This window comes from Herbaspirillum sp. Her2 (assembly GCF_057961375.1).
This window is the reverse complement of record NZ_CM176331.1, coordinates 2,686,614-2,702,418: the sequence shown is the minus strand read 5'-3', so window position 1 is coordinate 2,702,418 and position 15,805 is coordinate 2,686,614. Positions and strand designations below refer to the sequence as shown.

General features: G+C 63.5%; 9 protein-coding genes and 1 tRNA gene. 3 read left to right on the top strand and 7 right to left on the bottom strand.

Going from position 1 to position 15,805, the window contains the following annotated elements; translation table 11 throughout:
* Positions 1-3 precede the first annotated feature (3 nt).
* The 3 genes from ACWHXP_RS12345 to ACWHXP_RS12335 all read right to left on the bottom strand — a co-directional run bounded on the left by ACWHXP_RS12345 (position 4) and on the right by ACWHXP_RS12335 (position 7,634).
* The gene (locus ACWHXP_RS12345) at positions 4-1,566 is read right to left on the bottom strand and encodes a sensor domain-containing diguanylate cyclase (RefSeq protein WP_489633742.1); all 1,563 of its coding nucleotides are present in this window, start codon (positions 1,564-1,566) and stop codon (positions 4-6) included.
* Between the two features lie 209 nt (positions 1,567-1,775).
* On the bottom strand, positions 1,776-5,801 hold the full coding sequence (locus ACWHXP_RS12340) for a translocation/assembly module TamB domain-containing protein (protein ID WP_489633743.1): 4,026 nt from the start codon (positions 5,799-5,801) through the stop codon (positions 1,776-1,778).
* Positions 5,802-5,858: 57 nt separating this feature from the next.
* Positions 5,859-7,634 (bottom strand): autotransporter assembly complex protein TamA, encoded by a 1,776-nt coding sequence (locus tag ACWHXP_RS12335; protein ID WP_204725193.1) that lies wholly within the window; start codon positions 7,632-7,634, stop codon positions 5,859-5,861.
* 323 nt (positions 7,635-7,957) lie between these two features.
* Between ACWHXP_RS12335 and ACWHXP_RS12330 the strand changes: the two genes are divergently transcribed.
* Together ACWHXP_RS12330 and ACWHXP_RS12325 are read left to right on the top strand one after the other, a co-directional pair.
* On the top strand, positions 7,958-8,767 hold the full coding sequence (locus ACWHXP_RS12330) for a ferredoxin--NADP reductase (RefSeq protein ID WP_489633744.1): 810 nt from the start codon (positions 7,958-7,960) through the stop codon (positions 8,765-8,767).
* Between the two features lie 411 nt (positions 8,768-9,178).
* The gene (locus ACWHXP_RS12325) at positions 9,179-9,844 is read left to right on the top strand and encodes a response regulator (RefSeq protein WP_489633745.1); all 666 of its coding nucleotides are present in this window, start codon (positions 9,179-9,181) and stop codon (positions 9,842-9,844) included.
* 118 nt (positions 9,845-9,962) lie between these two features.
* On the opposite strand, the gene ACWHXP_RS12320 is transcribed toward ACWHXP_RS12325, so the two are convergent.
* The 4 genes from ACWHXP_RS12320 to ACWHXP_RS12305 form a co-directional block, all read right to left on the bottom strand.
* Positions 9,963-10,038: transfer RNA gene (locus tag ACWHXP_RS12320), tRNA-His, on the bottom strand.
* A 137-nt stretch (positions 10,039-10,175) separates the two neighbouring features.
* The gene (murI, locus tag ACWHXP_RS12315) at positions 10,176-11,069 is read right to left on the bottom strand and encodes a glutamate racemase (RefSeq protein ID WP_489633746.1); all 894 of its coding nucleotides are present in this window, start codon (positions 11,067-11,069) and stop codon (positions 10,176-10,178) included.
* A 43-nt stretch (positions 11,070-11,112) separates the two neighbouring features.
* Complete coding sequence (locus tag ACWHXP_RS12310; protein WP_075257626.1) at positions 11,113-12,654, bottom strand: fumarate hydratase; 1,542 nt, start codon at positions 12,652-12,654, stop codon at positions 11,113-11,115.
* A gap of 31 nt (positions 12,655-12,685) precedes the next feature.
* Positions 12,686-13,297 carry a YqhA family protein gene (locus ACWHXP_RS12305; protein WP_039786063.1) on the bottom strand — a complete coding sequence of 204 codons (612 nt, stop codon included), beginning with the start codon at positions 13,295-13,297 and terminating at the stop codon, positions 12,686-12,688.
* Positions 13,298-13,716: 419 nt separating this feature from the next.
* Between ACWHXP_RS12305 and acs the strand changes: the two genes are divergently transcribed.
* On the top strand, positions 13,717-15,699 hold the full coding sequence (gene acs, locus ACWHXP_RS12300) for an acetate--CoA ligase (protein ID WP_489633747.1): 1,983 nt from the start codon (positions 13,717-13,719) through the stop codon (positions 15,697-15,699).
* The last annotated feature ends 106 nt before the right edge of the window (positions 15,700-15,805 follow it).

The following is a 15,805-nucleotide window of genomic DNA, read 5'->3' as shown; positions in this document are numbered from 1 at the left end:
CGTTCACCTCAGGCCAGGATAGTCGGAGATCACGGACAGGCGGGGATAGTCATGCTGGATGGCGCGGTCGCGGCCTTGCTCCTTGGCGCGATAGAGAGCGGCATCGGCGGTGTCGATCAGTTCGCGTGCATCGACCTGCGCACCCTTGCCGCTGGCCAGGCTGGCGGCGCCCACGCTGATGGTGACATGGCCGACCGAGCTGCCTTCGTGCGGGATGTTCAGGGCGCGTACGGCCTGCACCAGGCGGCTGGAAATGGCGCTGGCACTGGCGGCATTGCAATTGGGCAGGATCAGCGCGAATTCCTCGCCGCCGTAGCGCGCCACGATGTCGCCCTGGCGGCGCGCCACGCTGTTGAGGGCGGCGGCCACCTGCTTGAGACAGATGTCGCCCGCAGCGTGGCCGTAGGTATCGTTGTAGCGCTTGAAATGGTCCACATCCACCATGATCAGCGAGAGCGATTCGCCGGAGCGGTTCAGGCGCGCCAGTTCAGCCGTCAGGGCGGCATCGAAATAGCGGCGGTTGAAGACGTCGGTCAGGCCATCCTTCTGCGACTGCGCTTCCAGGGTGCGATACAGGCGTTCCAGTTCGGTCCGCGCGGTGATGGCTTCCAGTTCCGCATTCTCGCGTCCGGCCACTTGTGCCACCAGACGGTTGCCGCCATAGGCGATGATGATGAGCAACAGCATCACGGCGATGCCGCGGATCCACACACGCCGCGTCCAGTCTTCCAGCACGTCGTCCTTGGCCAGCGCCACCGCCACGAACAAGGGATACAGGCTGCAATGCTGGAAGCTGGTCAGGCGCACGATGTCGTCGCGCGGCGAGCGCAACTCGAAGCTGCCTTGTTCGGCCTTGCTCAGGTAATTGGTGACCAGCGTGGACTTGGAGATGTCCAGCCCGATCGAATAGCTCAGCAGCGGCTGGCGGTAGATCACGGTACCTTCCTTGAGTCCGAACAGGATGGCGCCATCGCGGCCGATGGCGAACTGTTCGTAATAGCGCTGGAAGTGGGAAAGATCGACATCGGCCACCACCACCCCGGCAAAGCTGCCGTCTGCATGGTTGATGCGGCGGCTCATGGTCACGATCCACTGGCCGTTGGTACGGCTGCGCATGGGCTTGCCAATGTAGGCCTGGTCGGTGCGCAGGCGCTGGTGATGCAGGAAATAATCATCCTGGATGTAGCGGTGCTCCAGGGTGGCTTGCGAGGTGCCGATGGCCAGACCCGTTTCGTCATACACCATCAGCCCGGCCAGTTGCGGCACGGCGGCCACCGAGGCCACCATGAATTCGTGGGTGCGGCGACGGCCGGCCACGCCGGGGCCGTCATATTCCATGTGCTCCTGGATGCCCAGCAGCAGCACCACGTCGATTTCCTTGAAGGACTGGTCGGCATGCTGGGTCAGGGCCAGCGCCATGTTGGAGGCATTGCGGATGGCCTCGTCGGTGGCCACTTCATAGGCTCGCCAGGCCGACCAGGCCTCCAGTACCACGATGATGAGACAGACCACGACCACGAACAGCTTGGCCGTCTTGGATGCGCGCTGAATTCTTTGTTCTGGCATGTTGTCGCTTTCCCCCGGAAACGGCGTTTCCCCCCCCCCGGCACCTTTCTTGCCCGATTGCATTGTTGTTGAAGCTGTTGGGCACGTCTATCAGGGATGTCCTGAACTTGTACGGAGATTAACAGATTCCCCCTCCGCAAGGGCAAGCCTCCCCGTGCTGCACGTGCGGCAGCGGGGCCCCTGATGCCCGCTGCCGTGGTGTGCCCGCCTCAGTCGTAACGGCGGCTGAAGAGGATGTTCAGGCCATTGATGGTCCCGGCGCGCGCCACTACCGACCAGCGCCGCGAGATCTGCCAGGTGGCCTTGGCCACGCTGGCGGCCCCCTGCAGGCTCTGCTCGTAGCCCAGCGTGATCTTCTCGGTGATGGCCTTGCCCAGGTTGACCACTTGGTCGTCCGTCAGTCCCGATTCGCTGGAGCCGATGCTGAACTGGTCCAGCCCGATATCCTTGGCGATGCGCTTGCCGCCCATGTTGCCCACCAGCGCCAGCGCCTGGCTGCTGGCGGTACGCTGGCCGATGCTGGAGCTGTCGGTGCCGTGGCCGAACATCATCCAGGACAGTTTTTCGTCATCCGGCACGTTGGGTTCGGACACCAGCTGCACGCGCGGCTGGTTGGCATTGCCGGTCACCGAGACCCCGGCTTCGACGTCCTGGTTACGGCGCATGGCCAGGATGTTGATGTTGGGATTGGCGATCGGCCCCTGGAAGTTGATGATGCCACGCTCGATATTGAGTTTTGTGCCAAAAGCTTCATAACTGCCCTCGGCCACGTTGATGGTGCCGGTGGCGCGCAGCGGCGAGAGCGGTTCGCTGCGAACATTCATATCGCCCCGCAAGCGCAGGTCTGCGCCGCTGCCGCGGAAGCGGAAGTCGTTGCCCAGGTCGACCGCCAGGTTGATGACCGGGGCGAACTTGCTGGCCGGTTTTTCGGTGGCCGCTTCCAGTTTCTGTTGCGAGGAGGCCGCCGCGCCGACGCGGTTCTTGCCGCTGCGGCTGACGATGACCACGTCATCGCCCAGCTTGGGGGCGCTGCTCTTGGGCAGGTCGAACAGGGCACGGTCCACGGTGAACTTGCCATCCACCCGCAACTGTTCGTTGACGTTGCTGATCTTGCCTTCGCCGGAGAGCATCAGCTGGCGGTCAGGGCTGGCGAACAGTTCCAGATGGTCGGCGGTGAGGGTGGCATTGAGGTCGGGATTGTCGGCCCCCAGCTGGATCTTGCCGCCGGCGCGCAGGGTGCCGCGTCCACCGTGGAATTCGATCTGGCGCAGTTCGATCACGTTGCTGTCCATGACGATGCGCACGATGCCATCCTTGAGCTGGATGCCCTGGTCGAATTCGGTCACGGCCAGGTTGTCGCCATTGATGGCCCCGGACAGGCGCGGCTGCGCCAGCGTGCCGCCGGCATTGAGGCTGGCGGCCAGCTTGCCGTTGAGGCTCACTTGCGGACCGATCAGGTCGCCCACGCGCTTGAGTTCCGGTACATCGAGACTGGCCTTCAGGTTCAGCGGAGACTCCGGGGCCAGCGCCAGCAGCGTGTCCACCCGGCGCAGGCCGATATCTCCGCCGAGGTCCAGCGTGCCGATGCGGGCGGCGTTGACGCGGCCGGTGACGTTCATGCGCTCGCCCTGGAACTGGCTGCGCAGCTGCAGTTCGGACAGGCCCATGGCAGCTTCGCCGACGCTGGTGGTCACGCGCACGTCGCCTGACTTGCGCGCGATCTGCAGATAGCCGCTGGCGGTCTCGGCCAGGCTGAAGTCCCAGTCGCTGTCCAGCACCAGGTCGGTCTTGACCGGTGGCGGCGTGCCGGTGAACTGCTGTACCAGTTCCAGCACCCGGCCCACATCCAGCGCGCGTACCTGTCCGGCGGAAGTCAGACGGCCTTGGCGGTAGGACAGGCGCTTGAGATCCAGCGCGGTACGGTCGATCTCGATGCGGGTGCTGCCGGCCTCGATGCCCTCGGCCGAGGCGTCCAGCGTGAGCGGGCTGGTCATGGCGATGCGCGGCAAGCCCTGGTTGCTGAACTGGTCGAGACTGCCGGCCCAGCCATAGTTGCCAAGGGTCTTTTCAGTGAATTTCCCGTGCGCGGCCAGGTTCAGGTTCAGCACCTGATCAGCCAGCTTGCCCTTGGCTTGCAGGGCCAGCGTGTGGCTGGCATAGGTGCCATCCAGCTTGAGCGACAGACGTGCCAGTTCGGCTTGCGGGCCGCTGTAGCCATCGCCTTCCAGGCTCAGGGCCAGGCGGTTGTCGGGCGAAGCCACGCCGGCAGCGAGGTTGCTGTGCAACTCGCTCTGGCCGGACAGGTGATGCAGCTTGTGCGGGCCGAAGGCCAGTTGCTCGGCCTGGAAACTGGCCAGCAGGTTGGGGCGTTCGCGCGTACCGCTGAGGATGCCGTCCACCCGCAACAGCCCGCCCAGGCCATAACCCAGGCGCGCCAGTTGCGGCGCATCGACCTTGAGCTTGAGCTTGTCGCGGGTGCTGCCGAAGCTGCCGTCCAGATCCAGCGTATTGCCGGCGATCTGTACATTGGCGCGGCTGGGCAAGAGGCGCATGCCGGCCAGGTTGATGTCGCCCTGGCCGCTCATGGGCAGGGCGTCGTAGGTGCTGTCATGGATGCGGAAGCCCAGCTTGAGCTTCAGCTCAGGCGAGAGTGCACCGGCGGCATTGAAATCCATGTTGATGCGCGCCGGCACCGGTTTTGAAGCCGCTGCTGCGGTACGTTTGCGACCCTTGCCCGTGCTGGCGGGCGGCGGCGTCACTGCCTGCAGCACGGCGGTCGGATCGAAGTCCACCAGGCGGCCCTTGAAGGCGTACTCCATGGCAGAGGCGGTCTGCAGCGTGCCGGAGGTTTCCAGGCGCGACTTGCCGGCCGTCAGCGAGGCTTCGCGCAGTTGCACGCGATCTTGGCCGATCACGCTGTCCACATGCAGCTTCAGCGTGCTGTCCTGCAGGGTCAGGAGGACTTGCTGCGCGTCGGGAGCGAGCGTGAGGTCGACCGGACCGGACAGCCGGGTCGGGCGCACCTGGCGATGCAGCTGGTTCAGGTCCAGATCGCTCACGCGCAGTTTGAACTGTCCGGACAGCGGTTCCGGCTTGCCGGGCTCGCTGCTGCCGGGCCGGAACTGGCCGCTGCCTTCGATGCGCCCTTGCTGCGGCAGACGGATCTCCAGCCGTGACAGGGTTTGTTGCTGCAGGTCCAGTTTCAGGTCGGCGCTGGCCGAGAGCAGCGGCAGGCGTTGCTGGTCCAGACTGCCGGGACGGGCGTTGTCGATCTCGACGCGGCCGGCGACTTGCAGCGGTGCGTCGGCGGCCAGCCCGGCGGGCGGCGCGAGGTCGGCGCGCAGGTTCAGGTCGGCGGCTGGTGCGGCGGCGTTGAAGGCTTGCGGATTGAGGTGTTGCAGGTCCACCTTGGCGCGTTTGAGCGGCACGCTGGCAAAGGGCGTGGCGACGATGTCGGCATGGCCCTTGAGCTTGTCGCCGCCGGCGGTGAGCGCGATGCCCAGTTCCTGCAGCGAGCCAGACAGTTGCACCGCCAGCTGGTATTGCTCCTTGCTTTCGCCATATTGGTAGGCACCGGCCAGTTCCAGCCCGCCGCCGATGGCGAAGGGCTGCTTGCCGTTCAGGTGCAGCAGGGCGGTGGCGTCACCGAACGGCGTGGTGAGGCTGTCCAGCACCAGCGTGTGCTGCACGCCGTCGGAGTTGCCGTGCAATTTCAGTTTGGAGAGTTCGGTGGTGGAGGTGCCCTGGGTCAGGCTGAGACTGGCCAGACTGATCTCGCGGATGTCCAGTGCCAGCGGGATCTCCAGCGAGCCCGGCATGCTGCTCGGTTCTGACGGCGAGGGTTGCTGGTTCAGGCGCACCTTGCCCACGCGCAGGTAATCGATACTGAATCTGCGTTGCAGCAGCGCCAGATGCCAGCGCGCATCCACGCTGTCGATGTCGAGGATGCGCTTCTCATCCTGGTAATGCAGATCGCGCAGACGCAGACCGTCGGCCACGGTACCGCCCAGCAATTGGCCGGAGAGTTTGCCGTCGAGCGTCTTGACGGCGGTATTCCAGAGCAGGCGAGCGCCGCTCTCGGTATGGGTGGCATACAGGGCGGCACCGGCGGCGGCCAGCACCAGCAGGGCCACGGTGCCACCGCTCCAGGCGGCGATACGGCGGCCGCGGCTGGCGCGACGGCGCGGCGGCGGTGCGGAGGGGGCTTGCTGCGGATCGTGTTGCGGTTCGCTCATGCTGGTGGGTGATTCGAATTCAGTTCATCGGGAGACTGCGCGGATGCTGCCCGGGCGCTAGAAGGCGATGCCCAGCGAAATGTGCGGCCGGATCTGGCGCTTCTGGATGCCATAGGCCAGGTCCAGATTGAGTGTGCCGACCGGGCTGCGCCAGCGCGCACCGGTGCCGACCCCGTGATAGAAGGTCTTGTTGTTCCAGTTGTCGGCCGCGGCACCGACGTCGTAGAACACCGCCGCGCCCCAGTTCTCGCTGAACCAGCGCTGGTATTCCGAGCTGCCCACGGCCAGGTACTTGGTCGGATAGACGGTGCCATTCTGCTCGTTGCCGATGCTCTGGTAACTGTAGCCGCGCACCGAGTCATTGCCGCCGGTACGGAACAGCAGCGAGGGCGGTACCGCGCCGGCACTGCCTGCGGTGAAGACCCCGCCCAGCTCGGCGCGCAGCACCACGATGTCGCGCTTGCCGACCGGGAGGAACTGCTTGAAACGCCCATACAGCCGCGAGAAGCTTTGGTCGGTCAGCAAGCCCTTGAGCGCGAAGCCGGCTTCCAGCGTCAGCAGATTGCCTTTACGCGGGAAGATCGGATCATCCACATTGCGGCGCGACCACGCGAAGCCCGGCACCAGCGCACGGTGCTTGCCGGGCGTGACGATGGTGTTGGCGGGCAGGGTGCTGCCATCTTCCTGGCTCAGCTCGTCGCGGTAGTAGGTGAGCGAATAGGTGGTGTCGTAATTCTCGCTGTTGCGGGCCCGCTTGAAACCGACCTGCTGGCTGCGCAGGTCGATGCCTTCGAGCTTGGTACGGTCGTAAGAAGTGTTGATGCTGTTGACGAAGGCCTTGTCATCCGGCGGCATGGCCAGCGACAGCACGCCGTACTGGCGCTTCTGCTCCAGACGCAGCTGGCTGTCGAAAACGTAGGCCTTGTTGAACACGTTGTAGTGCGAATAGCGGCCTTCGACCTGGGCACCGGTATCGGTGCTGTAGCCGACACCGGCACGCACGCGCTGGGTCGGGAATTCGGTGACCTGCACCTTCACCGGCGTTTGCTCGGGGTGCTCGGGATCGTCATCGATGGCCACGATGGCATTGGAAAAATACGGCGTGTTCTGGATCTGCCGCTGCAGGGCCAGCAGACGATTGACGTCATAGGGCTCGCCCACGGTGAGCGGATTGACGTTGCGGATGATGCTTTCCGGATAGCGCCGCGTGCCGGTGATCTGCAAGGGGCCCAGCGTGAACGCCGGGCCGCTATCATAGCGCACGGCCAGGTCGGCCTGGTGTTCGTCCGGATCGACGCGCGCCTCGGAGCTGGCGATGCGGGCGGCGGCGTATTTCTTTTGCTGCAGCTTTTCCAGGCCGGCGTTCTTGGCACGGTTCCAGTCTTCCTGGCGGAAGGGCTGCCCGACGGGCAGCGACCAATCCTCGCGCAGGCGGGCCACGGTCGCCTGATCGTCGCGGGCGGCTGCGCCGGTGACGCTGACCTCGGCCGAACTGATCTCGGTGCGTGGACCGGGGTCGACGCTGATGGTGATGCGGCGTACGGCCTGCTTGCCTTCGGCACCGGCCTCGGTCTGCGCGCTGACCTTGGTGACCGGGGTGAAATAACCCTCGGTGGAAGTCAGTTCGCGCACCTGGTCGCCGGCGGTATCCATCATGAACTTGAGCTGTTCATCACTGATGTCGTCGCGGTCCTGGTAGCGCGAAATATCGAGGAAATCCTTCAGCAGCGACTGCACCGGCTTGGGTGCGTCGATCTGTACCTTGTAGGCGGCGTGGGCGGTGTCGGCGGCGCAAAATAAAAAGGCGATGGCCAGGCTGCGGGTCCAAGTCATTGATTCACTGCATCATCGGTTGTCGGTTGAGGCGGCCAGCCTGACGCGCCGTGGGGCAAGTCGGGTAGGATGAGGGCTGGCGGCGCACGCCACTCAGGCCTGACCCGCGCGCGGCGCGGATAGTTCCTGGCCGGTGCAGGCGGCGAAAGCTTCATGTCCGGGGCGTCCCGGGTGTCTCTCGTGACACTGGTTCGTTGCCCCGCCGCTTGCGGTCGTGCCGGAGCAAGGGCTGAATGGCCCTCGCTCCTGTTCATCCCGCTATTGTAATGCCCCGGCAGTGGTTGCCGCGCGGGCAATCTGGCAGCACATCGAAGGAGAATGCAGTGAGCAGCAGTGTGAGTGTGAGTATTGATGCGTATTCGGAAAAAGCGACCTGTGAGCGCCTGATATGGGTACATCGCTGGACTGACAAGCTGTTGAGCTTCCGCACCACGCGCCCGGTCGGCTATCGTTTCACGGCAGGCCAGTTCGCGCGCCTGGGACTGGAGATCGACGGCGAGGTGGTCTCGCGTGCCTATTCCATCACCTCGGCGGAAGGGGACGACTATCTGGAGTACTACGCCATCATCGTCCCTGAAGGAAAATTCACATCGCGCCTGAACCAGCTTCAGCCGGGCGATGCGGTCTGGGTCGAGAAGCTCAGTTATGGCTTCATGACGGCTGACCGTTTCGTTGATGGCCGGCAGGTGTGGATGCTGGCCACGGGTACCGGGCTGGGGCCTTATGTCGCTATCCTGCAGCAGCCGGAGGTGTGGCAGCGGTTCAGCGATCTGGTGGTGGTGCACGGGGTGCGCCAGCGCGAGGAACTGGCCTACGCCGAGACCTTCTCCCGTCTGCAGCAACAGGCCCGTGCGCAAGGGTGGCCGGCGCGCCTGCAGCTGCTGCGTTGCGTGACGCGTGATGCCGCTCTGCCGGACGAGCCGGGCTGGCTGGCCGGACGCATCACTACCCTGCTCAAGGAAGGCCGGCTGGAACAGGCCAGCGGACTGACCCTGGCACCCGAGCACAGCCGCGTGATGGCCTGCGGCAATCCGGACATGGTCACCGAGGTGCGTGAGCTGCTGCGCGAGCGCGGCATGACGCCCTTGCGGCGCACCGGGGGCGGACAGTTCGTGACCGAGGATTATTGGTGAGATTGTGCTGTGACAGGTGAAGCAACTGAAGCGAGTGAGACAGGTGAGACATCGAAGAAGAGGGTGCGTGAAAACGCAGGTGGACTTCAAACGATGTCGAGCCTTTCAACAAATATCTTTTAGATATCTCCGCTATAAGCCGTAGATAGAATAGTTTCTATTGACACGTCGAATTTATTCGATTTTTTGTGGGAATAACGCAGTTTCCTTTCTATTTTCTCCAGATTTTCTCTATCTCCTAGGAGTGGAATTTTTCGCGATGCCGTTGCGGCATCGCCCTGGGCGGGGGAGTCGACATCGATGCAGACAAATCGAGGGCCGCAAGTCGAGGCGAGCCAGGGGAGGATGAGCGAGGGCAATGATGTCGCGGCGTCGCCACCTGTCAGTCAATTGAACCATTTGGGGGGTAGCATGAATTTGAAGAAAGTCCTGCACGTTGCCATTGCCGATGATCATCCCATCGTGCTGGGAGCGCTTCGGGGTGAGCTGGCGCGTTTGCCGGAAATCCGCATCGACCTGGAGGTTGAGAATGGCGAGGCGCTGATCAGTGCGCTGAAGCTTTCGCCGTGCGAAATCGTCATTACCGACTTCGCCATGCCGGCCGATGACAGCGACGAGTCGGATGGTTTTGCGCTGGTCAAGCGCTTGAAGACCGAGCATCCGTCGACCAAGGTGATTGTCTACACCGCGATGAACAATGGTGCGGTGATCCGCCGCCTGTATCGCATGGGCGTATTTGCCGTCATCAACAAGCGCGAGAAGACCGACGAGCTGATCAATGCCTGCCTGGCCACGCAGAGCAGCAAGCAGTTGTATTTTCCGGTCTCGCTGCGTGGCGAGCTGGAGATGAGCTGGGCGCAGGGTGAAGGTTTCGGCCTGGTGCGCGAATTGACCCAGAGCGAACTGGAAGTGGTGCGCCTGTTCGTGGAAGGCCAGTCTCTGGGTGAAATCTGCGTGCGCCTGTCGCGTACGCCCAGCACCATCAGTACCCACAAGAACAATGCCATGCGCAAGCTGGGCCTGAGTACGGATGCGGAGCTGATCAAGTATGCGTATTCGACGGGGATGATCAACTGAGGTCTGCGGCCTCCCGGCACCGCAGGGGTGCCGGCTTGGCAGAGAGCAGCCAGACGCACATACAGCGCGCCAAAACAAAAAGCCCGGTCACCAGGACCGGGCTTTTTGCATGAATCTTTGGGGTGGCTGATGGGACTCGAACCCACGACGACAGGAATCACAATCCTGGACTCTACCAACTGAGCTACAGCCACCGTCGACTGTCAGACAGACTTGCGTCCGTCATCAAGTAAGCAAAAGATTATACAAACACTTGCAGGGAATGGCAACATATTTCAATGCAAATTGGCAATTGCCCTGAAATTTCTTTCCGCAGCCCTACCTATCCGCGTCAGCCGCCCGTTTGCGGCTGCAAGGCCTGCACCGGCGGATCAAGCTTGAGCAGTCCCCGGAAAGCCTGTTCCAGCGTCGAGCGGCTGGCCGTGGTAAAGCCCGCCAGCGATCCGGTCGCTGCTTGCGCTTCCAGGCCTTCGGTGGCCAGCAGGCGTTGCAACTGCCGGGTCACGGCCTGGCCGGTATCGATGATGTCGGGAACGCCGCCCGCCAGGCGCTGGCAGACGCTTTCGATGGCTGGTCGCACGAAGGGGTAGTGGGTGCAGCCCAGTACCAGCGTATCGGCCCCTTGTTCCAGCAGCGGACCCAGGTAGCGCTCCAGCAATTGCACCGTGGCCGGCGAATACAGTTCGCCTTTCTCGATCAGGTCCACCAGCCCCACGCAAGCCTGGGGCAGGTAGCGCACCTGATACCGGGCTTCCATCTGCTGCTGCAGCAAGGCAAAGCGCTGGCTGGCCAGCGTGCTGCGGGTGGCCAGCACGCCGACGGTGCCGCTGCGGGTTTGCTGCGCGGCAGGCTTGAGGCCGGGTTCGATGCCCACCACGAGCAGTTGCGGCCAGCGCGCGCGTATCGCCTGGATGGCCGCCGCCGTGGCCGTGTTGCAGGCCACCACCAGGGCCTTGATTCCCTGCTCCAGCAAGAAGGATGCGATGGTCAGCGAGCGCTCCACGATCTGCGCCTCGGTCTTGTCACCATAGGGTGCATAGCCGGAGTCGGCGAAGTAGATCAGCTGTTCACGGGGCAGGGCGGAATGAATGTGCCGCAGCACCGACAAGCCGCCGATACCGGAATCGAAAATGCCGACCGCAGCGTTGGCTGCGGCCGACATCGGGCTACTGCTGTCGGACCCGGCGGCAGAAGGCGCACTGACCTGCTTGACGGCTTCATTCATGGTGCTGCGCGCGCTCCTGCAACGGGCTCGGCCTGGTATCGAATCAGGCCGTGGTGACGGGGATCTTGGACAGGGACACGCTCTGGGCGATCTTTTCCTTCCATTCGGCCGGCCCGGTGTTGTGCACCGAGATGCCGTTGGCGTCCACGGCCACCGTCACCGGCATGTCCTTGACGTCGAACTCGTAGATCGCTTCCATGCCCAGGTCGGCAAAGCCCAGCACCTTGGCCGACTTGATCGCCTTGGACACCAGGTAGGCCGAACCACCCACGGCCATCAGGTAGGCCGACTTGTGCTTCTTGATCGCCTCGATGGCGGCCGGGCCGCGCTCGGACTTGCCGATCATGGAGATCAGGCCGGTCTGCTCCAGCATCATGTCGGTGAACTTGTCCATGCGGGTGGCGGTGGTCGGGCCAGCCGGACCCACCACTTCGTCGCGCACCGGATCGACCGGGCCGACGTAGTAGATCACGCGATTGGTAAAGTCCACCGGCAGCTTCTCGCCCTTGGCCAGCATGTCCTGGATGCGCTTGTGGGCGGCATCGCGGCCGGTCAGCATCTTGCCGTTCAAGAGCAGGGTCTGGCCCGGCTTCCAGGAGGCGACTTCTTCCTTGGTCAGGGTGTCCAGGTTGACGCGCTTGGACTTCTCGGTGTCGGCCACCCAGTGCACTTCCGGCCAATCCGACAGCGACGGCGGTTCCATGTAGGCCGGGCCCGAACCATCCAGCACGAAGTGGCCGTGACGGGTCGCGGCACAGTTGGGGATCATGGCCACCGGCTTGGAAGCCGCGTGGGTCGGGTGCATCATGATCTTCACATCCAGCACGGTGGTCAGGCCGCCCAGGCCCTGTGCGCCGATGCCCAGTGCATTGACCTTCTCATAGAGCTCGATCCGCAGCTCTTCGGTCTTGTTCTGCGGGCCGCGCTTCAGGAGCTCGTACATGTCGATGTCTTCCATCAGCACTTCCTTGGCCATCAGCATGGCCTTCTCGGCCGTGCCGCCGATACCGATGCCCAGCATGCCCGGCGGGCACCAGCCGGCGCCCATGGTCGGGACCGTCTTGAGGACCCAGTCCACCAGGTTGTCGGAGGGGTTGAGCATGACGAACTTGGTCTTGTTCTCGGAGCCACCGCCCTTGGCGGCAATCTGCACGTCCACGGTGTTGCCGGGCACCAGTTCCATGTGGATCACGGCCGGGGTGTTGTCCTTGGTGTTCTTGCGCTCGAATTGCGGGTCGGCCACGATGGAGGCGCGCAGCACGTTGTCCGGGTGCGAGTAGCCACGGCGCACGCCTTCGTTGACGGCGTCGGCAATCGAGCCCGAGAAGCCCTCGAAGCGCACGCCCATGCCGATCTTCAGGAACACGTTGACGATGCCGGTGTCCTGGCAGATCGGGCGCTTGCCCTCGGCGCACATGCGCGAGTTGGTCAGGATCTGGGCGATCGCATCCTTGGCGGCCGGGCTCTGCTCGGTCTCGTAGGCGCGCGCCAGATGCTGGATGTAATCGGCCGGATGGTAGTAGCTGATGTACTGCAGCGCGGCGGCGACGGATTCGATGAGATCGTCTTGCTTGATGATGGTCATGGCTGGTTCTCTCGGTTTGGATGAGGCAAAGTCAGTGCGGCTTGTCGGAGGGTTCGGAAGGATGCACCATCAGCCGGTCGCAATACGCGATGGCCATGGCCGACAAGAGGAAGGCGATATGGATGCCGGTCTGGGCGATGAGCGTCTTGGCGTCATACAGATTGGCATTGATGAAGGTTTTGAGCAGGTGGATCGACGAGATCCCGATGATGGCCGTGGCCAGCTTGACCTTCAGGACAGAAGCGTTCACATGCGAGAGCCACTCGGGCTGGTCCGGATGGCCTTCCAGGTTCATGCGCGAGACGAAGGTTTCATATCCGCCCACAATCACCATGATCAGCAGGTTGGAAATCATCACCACGTCGATCAAGGCCAATACCACCAGCATGATGGTTTGTTCATTGAGCTTCTCGGGGCGGGTGGCGCCGGGAATGGCGACCGCATCCAGGATGTGGTCCAGCGAACTGGCGCTGCCCATGGCCGCGCCGATCAGATCCACCAGCTCGACCCAGAAGTGATACACGTAGACGCACTGCGCCAGGATCAGGCCCAGGTAGAGCGGCAGCTGCAGCCAGCGGCTCATGAAAATCAGGTTGGGCAGGATGCCGATCTTGCGGGGAGGCTGGGGCGACGAGTTTTTCATGGGTGTCCGTGCTACGCGTGATTCTGGCTGAGGATGACGATATCCGGTGCGCCGCTGCTGCTGCGTTTGCGTTCACTGTCCGGCTCCGGATTTGGGGCCGTATTCTACACGCCCTTGGCCCATTTCCGGGGCCTGCCCTGCATCCCGCGTGCGCAGTGCCTGCGGGAAACATCGACCTGTGCCAGAATGCCAATATGTTGTCTTGAACATCAGAGAACATCGCAGCGATATGAAGGTCTGCGTCCATGGAGCCAGCCGGGTGCGGTCCTGCCCGGGTTGGCGCAAGGGGGCAGCCATCGCTGTCCCAGCCCTGATGCAAGCGGCCTCCCGCCCGACAGGGGCGCTGCTTGTGTAAGGACTGAGTAAGTGAAACGGCCTATGTTTTGCGGAAAGCAAAAACAAACCTACTGGAGACTACCGTGGCAGACATCGAGACATTCAAGCAAGAGAACCGCGTATTCGCACCCCCGGCCGAGCTGGCCCGTCACGCCGCCATTTCGGGCATGGACGCCTACCAGGCCCTGAACGCCGCATTCGAGAAAGACTACGAAGGCACCTGGGCCAAGCTGGCCAAGGACAACCTCAACTGGCACAAGCCCTTCACCCAGACCCTGGATGAATCCAACGCCCCGTTCTACAAGTGGTTCGCCGATGGCCAGGTGAACGTCTCGTACAACTGCCTGGACGTCAACCTGGAAAACGGCAATGCCGACAAGACCGCCGTCATCTTCGAAGCCGACGACGGCAAGGTGACCCGCGTGTCCTATCGCGAACTGCACCAGAAGGTCTGCCAGTTCGCCAATGGCCTCAAATCGCTGGGCATCAAGAAGGGCGACCGCGTGGTCATCTACATGCCCATGTCGGTGGAAGGTGTGGCGGCCATGCAGGCCTGTGCCCGTATCGGCGCGACGCACTCGGTGGTCTTCGGCGGCTTCTCCGCCAAGTCCCTGCACGAACGCGTGATCGATGCCGGTGCCGTGGCCGTGCTGACCGCTGACTACCAGGTGCGCGGCGGCAAGCAGCTGCCCTTGAAATCCATCGTCGACGAAGCCCTGGCCATGGGCGGCTGCGATACCCTGAAGCACGTGGTGGTCTACAAGCGCGCCGGTGCCGAGATCAACTGGGTCGAAGGCCGTGACCTGTGGCTCTCCGACGTGGTCGCGAACCAGCCCGACACCTGCGAGCCGGAATGGGTGGATGCCGAGCATCCGCTGTTCATCCTCTACACATCAGGTTCCACCGGCAAGCCCAAGGGCGTGCAGCATTCGTCGGCGGGCTACCTGCTGTGGGCCGTGCTGACCATGAAGTGGACCTTCGACATCAAGCCCGACGATGTCTACTGGTGCACCGCCGACATCGGCTGGATCACCGGCCACACCTACATCGCCTACGGCCCGCTGGCCGTGGGGGCGACCCAGATCGTCTTCGAAGGCGTGCCGACCTATCCGAACGCCGGCCGCTTCTGGGACATGGTGGCGCGCCACAAGGCCACCATCTTCTACACTGCGCCGACGGCGATCCGTTCGCTGATCAAGGCGGCCGATGCGGATGAGAAGGTTCATCCCAAGCAATACGACCTGTCTTCGCTGCGCATCCTCGGTTCGGTGGGCGAGCCCATCAATCCGGAAGCCTGGATGTGGTACTACAAGAACGTTGGCCGCGAGAACTGCCCCATCGTCGATACCTTCTGGCAGACCGAGACCGGCGGCCACATGATTTCGCCGCTGCCGGGTGCCACGCCCCAGGTGCCGGGTTCGTGCACGCTGCCGCTGCCGGGCATCACGGCGGCCATCGTCGACGAGACCGGCAATGACATCCCCAATGGCAATGGCGGCATCCTGGTGGTCAAGCGTCCGTGGCCGTCGATGATCCGCACGATCTGGAATGATCCGGAACGCTTCAAGAAGAGTTACTTCCCGGAAGAACTGGGTGGCAACATCTACCTCGCCGGCGACGGCGCGGTGCGCAACAAGGAGACCGGCTACTTCACCATCACCGGCCGTATCGATGATGTGCTCAACGTGTCGGGTCACCGCATGGGCACCATGGAGATCGAATCGGCGCTGGTGGCCAACAGCATCGTGGCTGAAGCGGCCGTGGTGGGCAAGCCGGATGAAACCACCGGCGAATCGATCTGCGCCTTCGTGGTGTTGAAGCGTCCGCGCCCGACCGGTGAAGAAGCCAAGCAGATCGCCAAGGAATTGCGCGACTGGGTGGCCAAGGAAATCGGCCCCATCGCCAAGCCCAAGGAAATCCGCTTCGGTGACAACCTGCCCAAGACGCGCTCCGGCAAGATCATGCGCCGTCTGTTGCGCGTGCTGGCCAAGGGCGAGGCGATCACCCAGGACGTTTCCACGCTGGAAAATCCGGCCATCCTGGATCAGCTGAAAGAAGCGCAGTAAGCCTGAAGTCGCCGCTGCAAGGCGGTAACAGACTAGCCGGCAGGGCAGGGCAGGGCGTTGTCGTATGGACGCCGGGTCCTGCTGGTTTTTTTCATGGTCTTTTTGA